Raw genomic sequence first — 17,792 nt, forward strand, 5'->3', positions numbered from 1 at the left:
TTTTTCATGTTTGATCTGATCATCAAAAACGCGACCCTTCCTGACGGGCGCACCGGTGTGGACATTGCCTGCCAAGACGGCGTGATCACCGCTGTTGAAGCCAGCATCACGGCGGAGGCAGCCGAGGTTGTCGACGCCAAGGGTTATCTCGTGTCGCCCCCTTTTGTGGACCCGCATTTCCACATGGACGCCACACTGTCGCTGGGCACACCACGCATGAATGTCTCCGGCACGCTGCTCGAAGGCATCGCACTCTGGGGCGAACTCAAGCCTGTGCAAAGTGTTGACGACATCATCCAGCGCGCCCTGCGCTATTGCGATCTGGCGGTCTCCATGGGGCTTGGCGCGATCCGCAGCCATGTCGACACTTGCGATGATGAACTGAAAGGTGTTGAGGCGCTCCTTGAGGTCCGGGAACAGGTTATGGACTACATCGATCTGCAGCTGGTGGCCTTCCCGCAAGACGGTGTTCTGCGCGACCCAACCGCTATGGCCAACACTCTGCGCGCGCTGGATATGGGCGTGGATGTGGTTGGCGGCATCCCGCATTTTGAGCGGACCATGGCGGACGGTGCAGACTCCGTGCGCCAGCTCTGCGAAATAGCCGCCGAGCGCGGTCTCATGGTGGACATGCATTGTGACGAAAGCGACGATCCACAAAGTCGCCATATCGAAACGCTTGCCTTTGAAACCCAACGGCTGGGATTGCAGGGACGGGTTGCTGGCTCACACCTGACCTCAATGCACTCTATGGACAACTACTACGTTTCCAAACTGATCCCGCTGATGGTCGAAGCGGGCGTGCATGCCATTCCCAATCCGCTGATCAACATCATGCTTCAGGGGCGGCACGACACCTATCCCAAGCGGCGCGGCCAAACCCGCGTGCGCGAGCTACGCGATGCGGGCATCACTGTGGGCTTTGGCTCCGATTGCGTGATGGACCCGTGGTACTCCATGGGCACGGCTGACATGCTAGATGTGGCCTTCATGGGCCTGCACGTAGGGCAGCTGTCCAGCCGCGAGGACATGGCCTGGTGCTTTGACGCGGTCACGCAAAACTCGGCGCACATCATGGGGCTGGAAGGCTACGGCATTGCCAAAGGCTGCGCCGCCAACCTTGTGCTCCTACAATCGCGCGACAAGATAGAGGCAATCCGACTGCGCGCGGACCGCCTCGCCGTGATCCGCAAAGGCAAGGTGATCGCCCGCAAACAGCCTTCCGTAACCAATCTGTCGCTTCTGGGGCGTCCGGAGAGCTTGGACCCGGCCGACTACGCGCCAAAGTCGCCTAGCTAATGCACGTTTTCGGCGTGGCAGTTTACCCCTGCCGCGCGCGAATGGCGTTCAACTTTGGAATGGACTTCACCGCGCCCACCTTTTCCACTGAAAGCGACGCTGCCGCACAGGCAAATTGCGCCGCCGCCACCGGATCAGAGGTGCGCGCAAATTCCGCCAAAAAACTGCCATCAAACGTGTCGCCCGCGCCGGTGGCGTCCACCAGCGCTGCCTTGCACGGTGCGACGGCCACTTGCCCGTTGGCATCCGCCACCACTGCGCCGTCTTCGCCAAGCGTCAGAACCACCAGTGCTGCGCCTTCCGCAAGGAACCGCTGGCAAATGTCATCGACGCCAGACGTCCCAAACAGCGCTTCCGCATCCTCAAGGCTTGGGAACACAATATCGACCAGCGGCAGGATCTGCTTAAGCGCCTGCCGCGCGTCCTCTGCTGACCACAGGTTCAGCCGCAGGTTGGTGTCAAACGACACCCGCGCCCCCGCTGCGCGGGCGAGCTCCGCCGCACGCACGGTGGCCGCACAAGAAGACGCGGAAATCGCTTGCGTGATCCCGCTGATATGCAGCACACCTAGGCCTTCAAACATCTCGGGTGACAGATCCTCCGGCCCCACCAAGCTCGCCGCCGATCCAGCGCGGCGGTAAGAAAAACGATGCCCGTCCGGGCCGTAGTCGATGAAGTACAGTCCGGTTGGAGCCGTCTCCGACTGCAAAACGCGGGAGGCATCAATGCCTTCTTCTGCGTAAAGCTGCAAAATACGTTCCGCGAAATTGTCCGATCCGAGATGGGTCAACATGCCCGCTCGCGCCCCGGCCCGCGCTGCGGCAACGGCGGTGTTGGACACATCGCCACCAATGCCAGGACGAATGGTGTCCTCGTCCACAAACGAAAATTCAAACATCGGTTCGCCAAAGCATAGAATGTCGAGCGGTTTGGGGGATGGATGGGACATGTTCAGGATCCAGTGTCTTGAGGCGCGGCGTCTTGCGCAAGCGCAGTGTTGGCGGCGGCAAAGTGGTCTTGCATCGCTACGGTTGCGGCGGCCGCATCCCCGCTGGCAATGGCGTGTTGTATGCGGCGGTGGTCAGTCAGAATGCGCTGTTGATCCTGCGCTGTAGGCTGCGCCAGCCGGCCAGCGCTCACCGAGGATTTGATCACCTCGCGCAGCGATTGCACGATGTAGGCATAAAGCGGGTTGCCCGTGGCCTCAGCCACCGCAAGGTGAAAGCGGTAGTCAAGCTCGGCAAAACCATCGGCGTCCTCCATGGCATCCTGCATTTGATCACACAGTGCCGAAAGCCGGGCACAATCCGCGTCACTCCGGTTCTGCGCGGCCAAAGCGGCGGTGCTGGCCTCAATGCCATTGCGCACTTCCAGGGCTTGCAAAACGCTAAACTGCGCCGTGGCCAATCCTTGGCTCAACGACGCGGTGAGCACATTGGCATCCAACGACATCACCTGCGCCCGCCGCCCGTTGGAGATCTTGATCAACCCGGCACCGGCCAATTGCGCCAAGGCACCACGCACGACAACACGGCTCACACCGGCGCGCTCGCAGAGCTCCGCCTCAGAAGGCAAATCATCTCCCGGCACAAGACCCGCATCCTTGATCATCGCGGCAATGCCCTCGGCCACCTGCGCGTACAGCGGGCGACGGTCCAAAGTGTCGAGCGGGCTCTGCATGATGTTTCGGGTCTCGGCGGGCAAACGGAATTTCTAAGCTATATACCTATAATACAGGTTGAGAGTTCTCGCAAGTACACAGCCGTTAAGCCAATACTCTTGGTCACACGTGAATTGTCTGCATTACATTTCGGCGATCAAGCCGCGCCACATCGCGAGTAATTCCTCTCGCGCTGAAGCCTCACAGATCGCCAAAAGCTGGTTGCCTTGCCAACTGAGTTCGACGGCAAACATCTGCTCTGCCACGGAAAACAGCGCCAAATGGGGCTGATCTTGCCGAAATTGATCCACTTGTCCCACAACATCCTCGCGGGCTCTGGCCATATGGTGCAACGCCCGCAACGTCGCCTCCGAGCCAGTTTCCGCGCCGGTCTCCACCTCAAGCCAAGCCACAGACAACGCCTTCACATTCGCAAAAATGGCTGGCGCAACCGCTTCCTCTCGCGATGCTTCCAGCGCCTCCATCAAAGCCTGACAAGACCAAGACCGGGCCGAACTCGGCATCTCTGGCGCCTTTGCCGTAATATCAAACCGCAAACTTTTGGCGCCATCGAGTGCCTGCGCAATCGCGGCCACAACGTCTTGCGCATCGGCATCGCTGGCATCAAGAGAGAGTCCCTCCAGCGCTACCAAATGCCGGTTGCTTATGGTCAGTAGCAGCGCGGCGTCACGGTCCTGCACCGAAACGGCAATTGTTCGTGCCAGCACCACTTCGCCAATTTCGCCAATAACCGCCCGAACAGCCTCCGCCGCGGAGTCAAAGCGGCACCACGTTCCATAGCCCTGCATCACTGGCGCTGCCACGCGCTGCAAGGCGGCACGCGCGTCCGTTACCTCTGTGTCAGAGGCGGCCGGAGTATCCTTGCGCGGCGAGATCACGTATCCCCCGCCATTTTGGTCAGCGCGGCAATACTTTTGGGAACAACAATTTCGGGATCGCAGTCCAGGGGACAAAGCACGCAAATGAAATCCGCACGGCCCTGCGCCCGCACATAGATCCGCATATCTTGTGCGGTCAGCACAATGCTGTCTTGGGTGGCGGCCTTTGGATCCCCTAAGCTCTCGGACGCCGCAAAACACCGTGCCGCTTCGCCACAGAGGCCATCCAGCCTCTCACGCGGCACGGCTGCGTCATGGGAGGCCTTGAGGATCAGATGCGCGGCCACATCCCCGAAAGCGGCCACCTGGCAGCCGGGTATGTCGGATCGTAAGGCATCAAGGCAGTCTGCAACCGTCACAGATCGCGGTCCTCCAACGTTACGCGATCTCCTTCGGCCTTCTACTCAGGCAAGAGATCACCTCAAATTTCACCACCACCGCCCAGGGCGCGTAGCGGCATGTCTTGCAACTCTTCACTCGAAGGTCGCACTGGATTGGGTGCCTTCGGGCGCACCCGCCGGGGCGTCACTTTTGGCGCATCATCCTTGGCGCCCGACACCTCAGGTGACCTGGCCAGTGTCGTCACGGCTTCGGGCAAACATGCTTCCGTTTCTTCTACGGCGGGCGCGTTAACATCACCTTGCGCGGCGGCCATTGCCTCGGCCTCTCCCACCAGCATCGCCACCATGCGCTCAATCAACGCCGCTCCGCCGCTGTTGCGCCAGGCGGTTTCGTCCACGCCCGCATTGATCGCATCTATCGTGGCTATCGGCACAATTGCATCAAACGCGTCGCCAGCTTCGATCTCCAGGCGAGCCAATACCCGCGCCCGATCCCGTTCAGAGCGCAGCTTGTCAAACTGCGTCACCACCAGATGGTTTGGCCCTTTGATCTGTTGTGACACCTGCTCCCACAACGCCGCCTCAGATTGTCGCCAGGCCTGCGTTGCGTGGGTGCACCAGATCACACAATCCACCTCTTCCATCAGCAACAACCACGTCTCGTGCTTCAGGTTGGGGTCGGAAATCCCCGGAATATCAATCAGGTCGCACAGATTGAGAATATCGGAGTCCATCGAAAACCGGATCAGCTCACAGCCTGCCATCGGGGCCTCGCTGATGTCTGCGCCATCAAACGCCGCCTCGTTGCCGTCTTCGCGCACCAAAGTCGCCCCCCGCGGCCCGTGGCTCACCCAGACAGGTGGCACCCGCGTGGCGGTGATGCGCACCGGCATCGGGTCACAGCCCAACAGCAGGTTCATCAACGTACTTTTGCCCGCGCTGAACTCCCCCATCAGAGCAATGCGCGGTTTGCGTGGGACCTGTTCAGTCACAATATCAACATCCTGTGCGGTCATTGGGGGTTCCCTCCTGCTTCACCCATGGTGCCTTGCAAAAGCGCATCAAACTGCGTGGTCAGAGCTTCCAGTTGCGCGCGCTTTTGTCCTTCTTCGCCGCTCTGGAACAGCTTCTTTATCTCCGCACTTTGCGGCGCGGCGCTGATGTCCTGCATGATTTTGTCATGCTGCTCAACGAACTCCCGCAGGCAGGTTGCCGCCAAAACGCGCACCTGCTCGGTCTGTTTGTCTTTGGATTGCAGCATGAAATCCTCAGTCTCTCGTGCGATCAGGTTTTGAAACCGCTTGGAAAACGCGTTGAAGCCGCGAATGCGGTTCCACCAGGAAATCCACCAACCGTCATTGAAATCCAGCGCGATGGTTTGCCCCAACGCAATGGGGGCAGGCAGGCCCGGCAGGGCAGGAGGGGCCATCTGAATGCCCTGTACCGCGTGTCCATAGGTGTTAGCATAAAGCATCGCCACATCCGTCATCGCCGTCTCAAACCGCGCCTGCGCCAAGCTGCGCACCCGTGCGCCAAAGGCCGAATAGGCGGTGCGCAGCAACATGCGTAGGCCCACCGGATCGTAGTCCCAGACAATGTCTTTGCCGTAGTTCTCAAGATGCGTCAGCAGTGATCGCAACGCCCGGTCAATGAACTTGGCGTGCGCTCGATCCGCTCGGGTGTGATAGTCGGCAATGGCCACATCCAATTCCTCTGCAAAGGCCTGCTGATGAAACGCGGCGATGCTGCGGTACTCCCTTAACGCATCAAAGGTCGAAAGGTAGGTGCCGCTGCCGTCTTTGGCCCCAATCTGCACCATCCCCGCCGCCAGCTCGCTGGTCGCTACGGTTAGCGCGGCATTGGACGTCTTCTGCAAAAGCTGCTGGCCTTGCTCTTCAATCACGCGCTCCGACAACGCGCGATAAAGATGGCCCATGCCAGAGAGTTCCCAGACCATTTCATGCGGCTGCATCTGCCCATGTTGTTGATCCAGCGCAATTTCCGCCCAGTCAAACAGGGCCTTGCTGGCCACCTCCGGCATACCTTCAATATTGCCGCTCAGCGCTTTGTTGGCCCAATAGGCGCTGCCAAACAGGATCTCAGCATCCTCCGGCCCCCGCTTGTTGTGCAGCGTCTGGCGGATGCTGGCTTCGATCTCGGGCACCTGGTTGGCCGGATCCGGTAACTCATCAATTCGGTTCACAAAAATCAGTACATTGCGCGACTTCAGGTTGGAGATCAGCCGGATCAAGCCCATGTCCACCGAGGTCAGCGCCTGACCGGCCGACAGAACCACAACACAAATCTTACTGCTGCGCAGGGCCTGAATGGTCACCTGCTCGCGCATCATAAAGGTGTCGTTCACGCCGGGCGTGTCACGCAAGCACAGCGGCACCGGCACAGTGTCACAGTTGAGCGTTAGATCCGCCGAGGACAGAATATCGGCAAACCGCCCTTGCTCGCTGTCGTCTTCGCCAAAGTCATCGCCCAGAACGATGTACCGCTCCAGCAGGTTTTTGTCGAAGTAGCCGTAGTTGTGGGTCTCCCCCAGCAACAGGTCAAACTTCTTGCCCAGCCGTTTCTGCGCCTTGGCGCGCACCTTTTCGATCTGCTCCCCAATTTTGGCCAATTCGCTTTCCGCACCGGCGCGGCTGGCCATCTCGCCAATCCGCCCACCCTGGTTCAGCAACCGGTCCCAATTGTCCTCGGTCATAAACTGAAAGCTGGCACCGGTTTCCGCCGGACGTGACGCTGGTTTCAGGTGCAACGAGGTCACCACAGAGGTCCAGGGGTTCACATCAGACGGTAGCAAATCCGCCCAGCCAGCCATGGCATTCACCAATGTGGTTTTGCCCGATTTCACCTGCCCGAGCACGGTGATGGTGGGCTCAAACCCCGCCACATCCTTGCGTAGACGCTCCACGGTTTTGGCCGAGTTTTTCCCCGCCACCTGCGACAGCTGCGCCAAGAGATGATCCAGTTGGTCGAGATCCTGCCCCAGTTGTCCCAGACCTTCCAATCCTGTGCGCAGGTTGGAAATGCGCCGCGATGTGCGCACCTCGGGCTTGCTCTCTTGCCGAATTTGCATGTTCATGCCTGTGCCCTCGCGCCTATTTCTTTGCGGAGCTGCAACAACAGGATGATCCCGTCCTCCGCCGCCGTCGGGCTCTGCTCGACTTGCAACAACATTAACGTGTCTTCCCCGTCGCGCGCGTCATCCAGCAAATCTGCCGCTGTCGGGTCTTGTCCTGCTTCTGCGTCCAACACCGAGGTCAACGCCCGCACAGTGTCTGCACAGCGCGACAGCAACCCATCCGCATTGGGAATTTTGCCCGCATCAAGATCCGTTAGCATTTCCTGCGCTGCTGTTTGCAGCAGCGTCTGCAACTGATCCATCAGCGCGGTTTCATTGTCTAAAGTTGGCGCGCTCGACGCAGGTGTCTGCTGCGGGGCAGGGGGCACGCCGTCGCTTGCGGCCTCCACAACCTCCCCCAACTGCGCCAAGAGCAACCGAGCCTGGTCCAAATCCGCCGCACGCCCCTTGCGCACCTGCGTTTCAACCGCCTCGACCAATTCTTGGCCACCAGATGCCGCCCACAACTCCTGTTGCGCCTCGCCGCCCGTCCGCGCCTTGAGCGCGTGCAACGTGGCCACCGGATGCAGGCCCAGAAACGCCTCCGCTGCGGTCTCTTCCAGTGCGGACAACTGGTCCGCCAACCCGCCGGTCATGATATGCCGGTCCGCCTTGGTCAGCGCCAGAAAGCTGTGGTCTTTGATGGCATCCGGCACTGCATCCCAAATGGCGTGTTCTGAGGCGTCAAACCCTTCGCTGCACCAGACAAACACTTGGCCTTCCTGCAAAGCCGTTTGCATCAACGCCTGTTGCGTCGCGGGATCATTGGGTTGCGACACTTCCACAAACGCCAGTGTTTTCAAACTGTTCAGGGGCACCTCATACGTAACCCGCGCAGCGCCTTCGGCCAGCCCCTCCAGTGCATGTCCTGCAATTGTTTCAGTCGTTCCATCCGACCAAGTCACTGTGACCTGCGCGCTGGCGCCGTAGACCACCTCAACAATCGGTACGTCTTGCGGCGGTTGGATCACATCGCCACCCAGCATCATATTGATCAGGCTGGTTTTCCCGCTGCCCGGACGCCCAAGAACCACCACACGCACCGCCTCAGTCAGGTGAGTGAGGATCTCTTCGCCAAAGGCTTTTTGCCGCCGAGGCACATGCCCGCTCTCCAATGCGGAATGCAATTGCCCAACGATCTGCTCTGGTTGTGTCTGCATCACTTCCCGACCTTTCGCGTTAGGCTGACAATGGTGCGCACCGTACCGCGATGCGCCCGTCGATCGATCTGCACCACCTCGCCGGAGGCGCGGGGGGCTATCGATTGTGGAGCCGACACCGGCTTGGCCTCTTGTGCCTCTGCCCGAAGCCCGGCTTTGATCACGCAGAGCGACAGGTTGTCCTGCTCCGGACAGCCCTCCGCGCGCACCGCAGCCAGCAAGGCCGCGACAATCTCCTGACCAGTGGCTTTTGCGTTCTCCTGCAAAACCTCCGCCACTCTGTCGTCAGCCAAGGTGTGAAGCCCGTCACTGGCCGCCAGCACAATATCCCCGGCTTTCAGCGTCATGGGCTCCGCTCGGCAATCCACCTTGGCAATCTCCGCCCCCGCCAGAACCGAGATCAACGCACTGCGATCCGGATGGTTCTGTGCCTCATCGGCGTCCATCAACCCGCGCGCCTGCATCAAGTCGATCTGCGCCGCATAAGAGTGATCTTCGTTCAGACGATAGAGCCGCCCCGCGCGCCACAGATAGAGCGGTGAGTCCCCGACAGAGACCCAATAGAGCCGCGTTCCAAAAATCACCGGCGCCACCAACGTGGCCCCCATGCCCGACGCATCCGGATTTTGCTGCTCATACAGCTGGATGCAGCCATTGGCCGCCTCGACGGCCTCTTGCAACACAGGCCCGATGTTGCGTTCCATTTCCTCTGGCGCACCGCTCAACAGATTCAACTCACTGAACAATTCTGTCGCTACGATGCCACTGGCAACATCGCCGCAGGAATGCCCGCCCATGCCGTCCGACAGCACCGCAAATCCCATCGGCGCGCCCAACGGGAAGTCGGCCACCACCGTGTCCTCCTGCCTCTCCCGCGCGCCCAGAGAGAGCGCGGTGGCCACATCAAAGCTGAGCTCAGCCAAGGTCGCCGCGCCCCGCGTCCGCGTCACCCCAGGCAAAGTCCTCGCCACACAGGGCCACAAATCGTAGCGTGGTTTCGCCAATCCGAATATGGCTGTTGCTGTCCAAATCCTCTGTGCTCAGCACCGGACGGCCATTCAGCCGCACCAGATTGGCTTTGCCGCCATGGCCAAAGAAAAACCGCCGCTGCTCGCCGTCAAAGGCAATCGCTGCATGGTTTTCACGCGAAATGGTGGTGTCGCCAAAGTCCAGCCGCACCGTTTGGCCTTCGCCCCGCCCAATCTGGGTCAACCCGTCATGTAGCGAAAACGACGCGCCTTTGCCGGGACCATCCACGACCACCAGCCAGCCCACAGGGAACTGTGCCTGCGCCGACACGGGTGCCTCCCGCGTTTGCGCCATGGGATCATGCGCCTGACTGGCGGGCGCACTAAACCCGAGCAAACGGGTTTTAACGCGCCCTTTGGAACCACGACCCGCCGCCGGCTTGGCGGCCGCCATATTGACCTGCAACGCCGCCAGATCCACTTCGGGTTCGGCCGGGGCAGGCGCTGCTTGCGCTGGCTCTGGCTGTGGTGGCGCAATGGGTTCGGCCACAGGGGGCGGGGCCGCGGCTTGTGGGGTAGGCGCCACCACCGGCTCCGGCATCTGCGGGGCTTCAAAGGGTTTTTCTTCAAACGCGGCTTCCTGCGCTTCATCCGCAAACAGATTGCCAAACGGATCGCTTGGGGCCTCTGCGTGCTGCATTTCAAACTCGACAGGATCTTCTACGGGCGCGGCTGTCAAAGCGGCCGAAATCGCGGACAAATCCACGGGGGTCTCTGTAGCTTCGGGTGGCTGCGGGGCCACAAACGCGGCGGCGTTTGGCGCCGGCTGGCCGGGTTCCGCTTCAATACGCACCGTTGGTGTCGGCTCCTCGCCCACATCCGCTCGGTCCTGCTCCCGCAATCGCAACGGATAACGCAACGCCGCGCCGTCAGCCTGACCAGCCGCTTGGGATTTCTCAGCAATAATGTCGCGAATGAACCGCATGGGATGTCCCTTCAGATTTGAAATAGACGGGTGTTGGGGTTTGACCGGTCACCCTTCAACCGGTCACGGAATTTGTGGAGTAAGCTCTCGCCATCCGGCTTGGCGGGCGCAGGCGCTTCCGGCCCCTCCGCGTTCGGCCGGCGTAGAAAATCACCCTGCTGCAACAGCCGCGTTGGCGTTCTGGTGCGTGCCTTGCACAGCCGATCCTGCTCCTTGAGATAGGCCTCAACGTCGTCAATCGGATCGCCAAAAATATCGACGTATTGTTTGGGAGGGGGCGGCGCATGCCGCGCTTCTTCCAGTGCTTTGAGTGGCTTTTGCAACGCCTTCGGCAACCCCGGTGTCAGCACCTTATTGGTCTTGCTCACCAACTCTTCGATCACACCGATCACCGCCGGATCAAACACCGCGAGCGGCTTGGGAATGGGCCCGTCCATCGCCGCCAGCCAATCATCGGCACAGCGCAGCCGGTCCTTGGGTTCCAACGCCAGCGCCCGGTCCGTGGCCAGTTTCAGGCGGATATCAATTTCAAAATCCGTCGACTCCAGCGGCACATAGGGGTCCATCCGCCCCGCATCCACGCTCTCTAACCGCGTCTGCGCATCCGGTGGCGCCTCGCCGGTAAAGACCAAATGGCAGAGCGCTCCCAGCGAATACAAATCGCTATAGGCGCCTTGCACGCCTTCGGCACAGTAAAACTCCGGCGGCGAATAGCCGTCTTTCACCGCCAACATGCGCTGGCTTTGCCCACCCTCCGCGTCTCCGGAAGAATAGGCCGCGCCAAAGTCAATCAGCGTCACGTCACCATTGGCGCTCAGGATCAGATTGTCCGGCGCCACATCGCGGTGCAGCACGCCCCGGTCATGCAAATAGCTCAGCGCGTCCAACACCTGCCGCAGCAGCTTGTCCACCAACGTGGGCGTCAAACGCCCCGGCGCATGGTCGACCAGCTCATGCAGGTCGACGCCTTCAACAAAATCCATCGCCGTATAGGCCGTGCCATTTTCGGCAAAAGTCTGATGCACGCCCACGATGCGCGGGTGATCCAGCCCGGCCAGTTGATGCGCCTCGGCCTGAAACTGCTCCAAAACCGAAGCAAAAAACGGCGCGCTATCCGGCCCGGACGGCACCACCTGAGCGCCCATACGGTGGCAAATCTGCTCCGGATAACACTCTTTGATCACCGCAACACGGTTCAGACTGTCGCACGCGAGATAGGTCAGGCCAAATCCCCCTTGACCCAAACTGCGCGTGATCCGGTACTGTCCGCGCAAAAGCTCGGTGCCCGCAGGCAGCACAGTCACGTTTTCCTCAGCGCAATCCATCTACGCAGCTTCCTCTCTATCATGCGACCAGGAGGAAATGCGGCAGCAAGTTCTCACCTTCACGGTTAAGCTGTGGAGGAAATGTGTTCCAATCGTGGCAGCAACGCGCAAGCGGTGTGGCACTCCATTCAGGTTTGACGCGAATAAGCGGCGAAGCTGAATCCTGACGCTGTGAAGGGTTTTGCGGTGATTTGGTTGCACCGGGCGATCTCGCATTGGCGAAATAGATTTCTTTATAATGCTTTACGGAGGTGTTGGTCGTCCGCTGTTTTCGGCCGCAGCCCGTGCAAGGCTTTAACAAAGGGTAAACAACCCAGCCTAACCCGGTTTAATGCGACCGAACTCGCTTTACCCCGCTAAGCTGTTCTCAATCCACCCAAACCTGTGCAAAGGTACGGAAAGACATCTTTGACGGGGCTCCTGTTTCACTCGCGCAGCCAATTCAACGCGCAATCCAAAAGGGCAGGGGCGCCCACCTATTGACGGACTTCCTAAGCACCTTGCGAAAGGACAGGCTTTGAAACGCTGGATTTTGAGACTTTTTACCGGGCTGATTGTGCTCACCGTGGCGCTGGGCGTGTTGATCTGGGCCGCGCTGGCGACACCTTTGTTTAGCGGCTTTCGCAAGGACTTTGTCGCGGATCTCTTGACCGAGCAAATTGGCCAGCCCTTCCTGATTGACGGCGACGTGCGCGTTGTCCTTGCGGGCACCACCAAAGTGCACGTCTCCGGTGCCAGCATTCCCAGCGAGAACATTACTGACATAAACCTGGCCCGGCTGGACCTATTGGAGTGGGAGCTGGATCTGCCTGCCTTGCTGGACCGCCGTATCGACATCGACAACCTCACCATCGACGGGCTGCAGGTGAACATGATCACCAAGGCCGACGGCACCACCAGCTGGACCAAGGTTGAGCGAGACGAGGCGACGGAAACAACCAGCGCCACCTCAACCGAGGACAGCGCCCCAACTGACGATCTGCCCGACCCGTCCATCATCACCTTCCTCAGCGACCGCACGGTGTCCTTCACCAACATCGGTCTGACCTCGATCGACGAAGAAAGCGGATTTGAGTTCATATTTGCGTTGGAGAAAATCCTGCTAGAGCAGCTTCAGGACGGCCAACTTGCGTCCGTTACCGGCGCGGGCACGCTCAACGGTGAAGCTTTCACATGGGACGGCAATTTCCCTGACAGCGCGCCGTTCACCAACCAACTCGAATTTGGCGACATCTCGCTGAGCTACAACGGCGCCCGTCTGCCTGACAGCCCGCAAGGCTACACCGCACGGCTCGAGCTCACCACCGGACAAATTGGCGATGTATTTGAGGTGCTTGGCCTGGCCCGCAGCCTCGAGGGCGTCGGGACTCTGTCGGTGGATGTCACCAGCGCGCCGCAACTGCTGACCCTGGAAAACCTGCAAACCACGTTGGACCTAAGCAAAGGGCAAAACGTGACGGTGACCGGAGATGTCGAAAACCTCTTTACCCGCGCGGGCTTTGACTTCCACATGGACGCCCGCCTACATCCAGAAGGGCAACCGCCCGCCGACGCCAACAGCTTAAAAGATCTCAAGCTCACCGAAATCCACGCTCATGTTGTCAACACCGGCGAACGGCTGACCTTTGAGGAGCTGCTGATCCAAACCAATGCCTTTGAGCAGGGCCTTGACCGCGTCGGCCCCATCTCCATCGGCACCATCTACCGGTCAGAGCAGAAAACCCTCGGCCTGCGTGACATCGCGCTTCAGGCCGGACCAGAAAACGCGCCTTATCTGACCGCCGAAGGCGACATTGGCGATGTGTTCAACCTCGCCTTGGTGGATCTGACCGGCCATCTGCAAGGCGCGGCGGACCTCTTGCTGAAGAACCTGCCCCCTGAAGAGGTCGCCAAATTTGGTGGTGTGGAAGCGGACTTTGTCATCAACGACCACGACGGAGATCTCAGCCTGCGCGAACTCAAGGCCCAAACCGTGGACACCGACCTCTGGACCTTGAACGCAGATGTGGTGGTCGCCAGTATCGAAGAACTCGCGGGCATGAAGTTGGACCTGCAATTTGGCGTTGCAGACACTGCGCCTTTCCTGACGGCACTGGGCCTCAAACCTGTGGGCATTTCCAAACTGTCTACCGGCCTCACCCTCGAAGGCGCGGCCAAAGAGGCCAAACTTGGTTTCGATTTTCAGGCCGACGGAACCGACCTGACCTCCGATCTCACCTTTGATCTCAGCGAAGACGTCAACGTGATCCGCGGGGCAATCCTCAGCAACCGCATGCGCCTTGTGGACCTGCGCGAAGGCGGCAAAATCCTCGTACAACTCAGCAAACGCGCCAAGGCCGCCAAAGCGGCCAAAGAGGCCGAAACCCAAGAGGCAGACGATGGCCGCCCACCGATCCAGCCTCTGGTGCTGGAAAAGAAGAGCAGCGTCATCAGCCTCAAGCGCATCCTCACCGAAACCGATCTGGCGATCACATTGGAGTTGGCGGAGTTTGTTGGTGACGCCGGCACATCCTCCATGAGCAGCGAATTGATTGCCAAAGAGGGCCAAATTCAAGCGGGCCCCATCGAGCTCTACTACGGTCCTGGCTTCTTCAAGGTTACCGCCTTCATGGACGCCATTGAAAACCCTGATCGCGCGCGCATTCAGGGCAGCACCAGCGGCTGGGACTTTGGTGAAATCCTCAATGCCCTTGAGGTCAATATCCCCGCGCGGGGCAAACTGTCGGCCAATGTAGATGTGACCGGCAACATCACCTCTGGCAAAGCCTTCATGAACTCCATGGCGGGCAGCGCCTCGCTCAACATGCGCGACGGCGCCATTGCCACCAGCCTGTTGGAACTTGCGGGCCTTGGCATTTTCCCATGGCTGTTTTCGCAGGAGTTTGCCGCCGGTCAAACCGAGATTGTCTGTGTAAAAGCCCCGGTGAAAATCAACGCGGGCAATGTCACCTTCACGCGGGTGGTGGCCGAAACCCGCAGCGTGCAAATGGTGGTGCGCGGCATGGTGGATTGGGTGAAAAATGCCATCGCCATCCGCGCTGAACCGCGCCGCGTTGGCCAACCACTGGCCCGCAGCGCTTGGCCGTTTGAGGTCAATGGCAAGCTGACCGATCCGCAATTCAAACTGCTGGTTGGTGGTTCGCGCAGCCGTCGCGCCGATGGGGCGGACCAAATGCCCGCCAATCGCAAACCCTGCACCCCCGATATCTTCCAACTTGAACAAGCTTCGGAGTGACCCATGACCCGCCTCTGGCTTTGCCTCTCCCTCCTGCTGCCCACCACCTCCCTCGCGCAAACCCATCCGGAGTTTGCCACCGTGGGCGATTGGACCGTGCGCGCCAACCCTGCCAATGGCAACGGCTGCTATATGGAGAAAACCTTTGACAGCGGCACGCTGGTGCAAATCGGCGTTGTACCGGATCAGAATGGCGCCTTCTTTGCCGCCTACAACGCTGCCTTTGACGGGGTGGAAGAGGGCGCCGAAGGCAGCGTTTTGTTCGACTTCGGTGACAGCCGCTTTCAAGGCGCAGCCAAAGGCGCGTTCCACAACGGGGTGCCCGGTGGCTATGCGTTTTTTGACAATCCGGAGTTTGCCAAGGAGTTTGGCAAACGTACCAAGGTTCTGGTGCAAGGTGGGGGCGGGACAGAAGAGGAAATTGACCTCACCGGCAGCATGAAAGGCCTGCGCAGCATTCAGGCCTGTCGGGATGAGTACGAAAGCAACTGAATTTGATGTGAACTACAACCTTAGGGATGCTTGATCCTGGCGCAGGTTTGCGACTAGCTTGGGCCCTATCTGTAAGTAGTGATTTGCCCTGACGTTTAAGGTGTCACCTGTGACGAGACTGACCACCGCGGTGTTGTTTGCGGTTATACTATTGACGTTTGGGTACGGCCTTTCGTTCCCGCTTTTGGCAATTCTGCTTGAGCAAAGCGGCGTGGGGGCGGCGCGCATTGGTCTCAACGCAGCCATGCCAGCACTAGGGTGGTTGCTTGTCACACCGTTTTTGCCACAGCTGCACCGCTGGTTTTCCACCAAACAATTGCTTCTGACGTTTCTTGGGATTGTTTTGTTGGGGCTGACTTGTCTGGCCTATTTTGAAAGCTTCAACCTCTGGCTGCTGGGGCGGTTTGCTTTGGGTGGCGGCCTTGGCATGGTGTTTCGCGTGTTGGAATACTGGCTCAACGCCACCAGCCCCAGCCGAATTTGGGGGCGTACCATAGGTCTTTACGCATTTTGTTTTCTGCTTGGCATCGCCGCTGGCAGTCTCATGCAGCCGCAGTTCGGGACGTTTGGAGGGCTGGATTTCGGGGCAGTCGCATTGCCGTTGTTGTTGGGCGGGGTAGTGTTGGCAGCGCTGCCTTTGGCTCAGCAAACGGCTTCAGAACCCACCACGCCAGTGTCGCTGCGCTTGGTTGCTTCGGTGGCGCCTTTGGCGATTGCAGCGGTGTTTTGCTACGGTTTGTACGAAGATGTGCCTGCTTAATTGCTCTCCGTTTACACGCTGCGCATCGGGTTGGGCGCAGATATTGCGGCTTACACTTTCACCGCTTTCGCGCTTGGTAGCCTGTTGGGCGCCGTGCCTTTGGGCATCCTGTCAGACAAGGTGGGTCGGCTTCCAGTTTTGTCCGGCTGCGCGGCTGTGGGGTTGGCGTGCGCATTGGTCATGCCGGGTGTCACGTCCTCTCCAACCGCGTACTTGATGCTCATCGCCCTGTGGGGCGCATGTGCCGGAGCGCTTTATGCGGTGGGCTTGGCCATGGTCGGGGATCATTTTTCCGGACAGGCGCTGATTTCCGCAAATGCGGCGTTTGGCACGGTCTATGCCGCTGCCGCGCTGCTTGGCCCCTTGATCAATGGCACCGCGATGCAGCTTTGGGATCCACATGGGGTGCTGGTGTCTTGTGCGTTGATTTTTGCCGCTTTTTTGCTGATCTCCGCCTTAGTTGTCCTGCGTCAGAGCGGTCCAAGTGCTGACAATAGGGAAGTTCGCGGATGAAGCTCGATCTGATTGGCCAGTTGGCAGACGACCTGAAGCAGGCAAAGGATGGCGACGCGTTGTGGCAATGCTGTTTGACGGCATTGGGGACGTTGGGCGTGGATGGCGTGGGCTATGGCGTTATCCCGATGATCGGGCTGGCAACCCCCGGAAAAATGACCGAGGCCACCTTCTTCCGCCATACCTATTCTGCCGAGTGGGAAGAGACGGTGGGTAAGGACCGCCTGCTGGACGAGGACATCAGTACCGAACTGTTGCTGCGCGGTCAGGAAGAGATTTTTTGGAACGATGATCCGGGCACGTATGACGCGACGCCCGCAAATCGGCGCTTGCATCAGCTGGAGAATGATTTGGGCATGGTCTGGGGGCAAACCCTTCTGTTGTCTCATTATTCCCGTGATCCGGTGTCTTCTGGCATTGGCCTGCATACCGGGCACGTCACATCAGACGATGAGTTTTTTGCCTACTGAAAAGAACATGAAACATCGCTGCGCGCGGTGACCGAAATGCTCAACAGCGGCATGCTGGAACAACACAAAGATGGCGTTGTGCGCCTGTCCGGGCGGGAAAAGGATTACATCTACTGGTCTGCGTTAGGATTGGATCGCGTGCAGATTGCCGATCGCCTGTGCATCAGCACAAACACTTTGAACAAGCCGATTGCCAGCGCCAAAGCCAAACTCAAGGCGCGTAACACCTCGCAAGCGGTGGCCAAGGCGGTGCTTCTGGGGTTGGTGGAACTTTGATACTGGCAATTGTTTGCCACTTGATCCGGGCCCAATTGGTTTGCAAAAACAACACCTAGTGAAGGTGAGAGGGTAACCGGTTTCAACATAGCCGCAGCAGAAAACGCATTTGATTTTATGGTGTTTTTTGCCTTTGACAGGTTCGTTGACATCAAGTGAGTGGTGGCGAGGCGATTTTCAATCGCGTCTTCGCCGTCGGGTGTGTGTCTGAGGTGGTGATCCAGATTTGACGGTACTTTTTTATGACGAAAACGAAGGGGCTTTCGGGCCCCTTCA

General features: G+C 59.5%; 17 protein-coding genes. 7 read left to right on the forward strand and 10 right to left on the reverse strand.

Translation table 11 applies throughout. From position 1 onward, the window contains the following. The first annotated feature begins 6 nt into the window (after nt 1-6). Nucleotides 7-1,299 (forward strand): amidohydrolase family protein, encoded by a 1,293-nt coding sequence (locus JXR15_RS13720; RefSeq protein WP_422053778.1) that lies wholly within the window; start codon nt 7-9, stop codon nt 1,297-1,299. A 22-nt stretch (nt 1,300-1,321) separates the two neighbouring features. Here the strand turns inward: JXR15_RS13720 and JXR15_RS13725 are convergent, their stop codons facing one another. The 10 genes from JXR15_RS13725 to JXR15_RS13770 all read right to left on the reverse strand — a co-directional run bounded on the left by JXR15_RS13725 (nt 1,322) and on the right by JXR15_RS13770 (nt 11,770). Further along, on the reverse strand, nt 1,322-2,248 hold the full coding sequence (locus tag JXR15_RS13725; RefSeq protein WP_422053779.1) for a sugar kinase: 927 nt from the start codon (nt 2,246-2,248) through the stop codon (nt 1,322-1,324). A gap of 2 nt (nt 2,249-2,250) precedes the next feature. Further along, nucleotides 2,251-3,003 carry a FadR/GntR family transcriptional regulator gene (locus tag JXR15_RS13730; protein ID WP_422053780.1) on the reverse strand — a complete coding sequence of 251 codons (753 nt, stop codon included), beginning with the start codon at nt 3,001-3,003 and terminating at the stop codon, nt 2,251-2,253. Between the two features lie 99 nt (nt 3,004-3,102). Further along, nucleotides 3,103-3,858 (reverse strand): hypothetical protein, encoded by a 756-nt coding sequence (locus JXR15_RS13735; RefSeq protein ID WP_422053781.1) that lies wholly within the window; start codon nt 3,856-3,858, stop codon nt 3,103-3,105. Further along, nucleotides 3,855-4,217, reverse strand: coding sequence for a hypothetical protein (locus JXR15_RS13740; protein ID WP_422053782.1), 363 nt, complete (start codon nt 4,215-4,217; stop codon nt 3,855-3,857). Before JXR15_RS13740 ends, JXR15_RS13735 begins: the two co-directional genes overlap by 4 nt. Nucleotides 4,218-4,279: 62 nt before the next feature. Further along, nucleotides 4,280-5,215, reverse strand: a complete 936-nt coding sequence (locus JXR15_RS13745; protein WP_422053783.1) for a dynamin family protein — start codon at nt 5,213-5,215, stop codon at nt 4,280-4,282. Further along, nucleotides 5,212-7,293: a dynamin family protein gene (locus JXR15_RS13750; RefSeq protein WP_422053784.1), complete on the reverse strand. Its 2,082-nt coding sequence runs from the start codon at nt 7,291-7,293 to the stop codon at nt 5,212-5,214. Before JXR15_RS13750 ends, JXR15_RS13745 begins: the two co-directional genes overlap by 4 nt. Next, nucleotides 7,290-8,492, reverse strand: coding sequence for a hypothetical protein (locus JXR15_RS13755; protein WP_422053785.1), 1,203 nt, complete (start codon nt 8,490-8,492; stop codon nt 7,290-7,292). The genes JXR15_RS13750 and JXR15_RS13755 overlap by 4 nt, the downstream gene beginning before the upstream one ends. Beyond that, nucleotides 8,492-9,415, reverse strand: a complete 924-nt coding sequence (locus JXR15_RS13760) for a PP2C family protein-serine/threonine phosphatase (protein ID WP_422053786.1) — start codon at nt 9,413-9,415, stop codon at nt 8,492-8,494. Before JXR15_RS13760 ends, JXR15_RS13755 begins: the two co-directional genes overlap by 1 nt. Then, nucleotides 9,408-10,445, reverse strand: a complete 1,038-nt coding sequence (locus tag JXR15_RS13765) for an FHA domain-containing protein (protein ID WP_422053787.1) — start codon at nt 10,443-10,445, stop codon at nt 9,408-9,410. The genes JXR15_RS13760 and JXR15_RS13765 overlap by 8 nt, the downstream gene beginning before the upstream one ends. A gap of 11 nt (nt 10,446-10,456) precedes the next feature. Next, the gene (locus JXR15_RS13770; RefSeq protein WP_422053788.1) at nt 10,457-11,770 is read right to left on the reverse strand and encodes a serine/threonine protein kinase; all 1,314 of its coding nucleotides are present in this window, start codon (nt 11,768-11,770) and stop codon (nt 10,457-10,459) included. 517 nt (nt 11,771-12,287) lie between these two features. On the opposite strand from JXR15_RS13770, the gene JXR15_RS13775 reads away from it, so the two are divergent. The 6 genes from JXR15_RS13775 to JXR15_RS13800 all read left to right on the forward strand — a co-directional run bounded on the left by JXR15_RS13775 (nt 12,288) and on the right by JXR15_RS13800 (nt 17,516). Next, nucleotides 12,288-15,005, forward strand: a complete 2,718-nt coding sequence (locus tag JXR15_RS13775; protein WP_422053789.1) for an AsmA family protein — start codon at nt 12,288-12,290, stop codon at nt 15,003-15,005. A 3-nt stretch (nt 15,006-15,008) separates the two neighbouring features. Next, nucleotides 15,009-15,497, forward strand: a complete 489-nt coding sequence (locus tag JXR15_RS13780) for a hypothetical protein (RefSeq protein WP_422053790.1) — start codon at nt 15,009-15,011, stop codon at nt 15,495-15,497. Nucleotides 15,498-15,606: 109 nt separating this feature from the next. Next, a complete protein-coding gene (locus tag JXR15_RS13785; RefSeq protein ID WP_422053791.1) occupies nt 15,607-16,257 on the forward strand; it encodes an MFS transporter in 651 nt (216 codons plus the stop codon). Then, the gene (locus tag JXR15_RS13790; RefSeq protein WP_422053792.1) at nt 16,258-16,770 is read left to right on the forward strand and encodes an MFS transporter; all 513 of its coding nucleotides are present in this window, start codon (nt 16,258-16,260) and stop codon (nt 16,768-16,770) included. After that, complete coding sequence (locus JXR15_RS13795; protein WP_422053793.1) at nt 16,767-17,240, forward strand: autoinducer binding domain-containing protein; 474 nt, start codon at nt 16,767-16,769, stop codon at nt 17,238-17,240. Before JXR15_RS13790 ends, JXR15_RS13795 begins: the two co-directional genes overlap by 4 nt. Before the next feature lie 36 nt (nt 17,241-17,276). Further along, nucleotides 17,277-17,516 (forward strand): response regulator transcription factor, encoded by a 240-nt coding sequence (locus tag JXR15_RS13800; RefSeq protein ID WP_422053794.1) that lies wholly within the window; start codon nt 17,277-17,279, stop codon nt 17,514-17,516. Nucleotides 17,517-17,792 lie beyond the last annotated feature (276 nt).

Source organism: Shimia sp. (assembly GCF_049116215.1).
Taxonomy (GTDB): domain Bacteria; phylum Pseudomonadota; class Alphaproteobacteria; order Rhodobacterales; family Rhodobacteraceae; genus Shimia.

What these genes read in the sequence shown, in the direction of transcription:
- JXR15_RS13750 (WP_422053784.1), bottom strand. Translation starts at nt 7,293, where the DNA reads ATGAACATGCAAATTCGGCAAGAGAGCAAGCCCGAGGTGCGCACATCG.
- JXR15_RS13720 (WP_422053778.1), top strand. Translation starts at nt 7, where the DNA reads ATGTTTGATCTGATCATCAAAAACGCGACCCTTCCTGACGGGCGCACC.
- JXR15_RS13795 (WP_422053793.1), top strand. Translation starts at nt 16,767, where the DNA reads ATGAAGCTCGATCTGATTGGCCAGTTGGCAGACGACCTGAAGCAGGCA.
- JXR15_RS13755 (WP_422053785.1), bottom strand. Translation starts at nt 8,492, where the DNA reads ATGCAGACACAACCAGAGCAGATCGTTGGGCAATTGCATTCCGCATTG.
- JXR15_RS13770 (WP_422053788.1), bottom strand. Translation starts at nt 11,770, where the DNA reads ATGGATTGCGCTGAGGAAAACGTGACTGTGCTGCCTGCGGGCACCGAG.
- JXR15_RS13780 (WP_422053790.1), top strand. Translation starts at nt 15,009, where the DNA reads ATGACCCGCCTCTGGCTTTGCCTCTCCCTCCTGCTGCCCACCACCTCC.
- JXR15_RS13745 (WP_422053783.1), bottom strand. Translation starts at nt 5,215, where the DNA reads ATGACCGCACAGGATGTTGATATTGTGACTGAACAGGTCCCACGCAAA.
- JXR15_RS13725 (WP_422053779.1), bottom strand. Translation starts at nt 2,248, where the DNA reads ATGTCCCATCCATCCCCCAAACCGCTCGACATTCTATGCTTTGGCGAA.
- JXR15_RS13800 (WP_422053794.1), top strand. Translation starts at nt 17,277, where the DNA reads ATGCTCAACAGCGGCATGCTGGAACAACACAAAGATGGCGTTGTGCGC.
- JXR15_RS13765 (WP_422053787.1), bottom strand. Translation starts at nt 10,445, where the DNA reads ATGCGGTTCATTCGCGACATTATTGCTGAGAAATCCCAAGCGGCTGGT.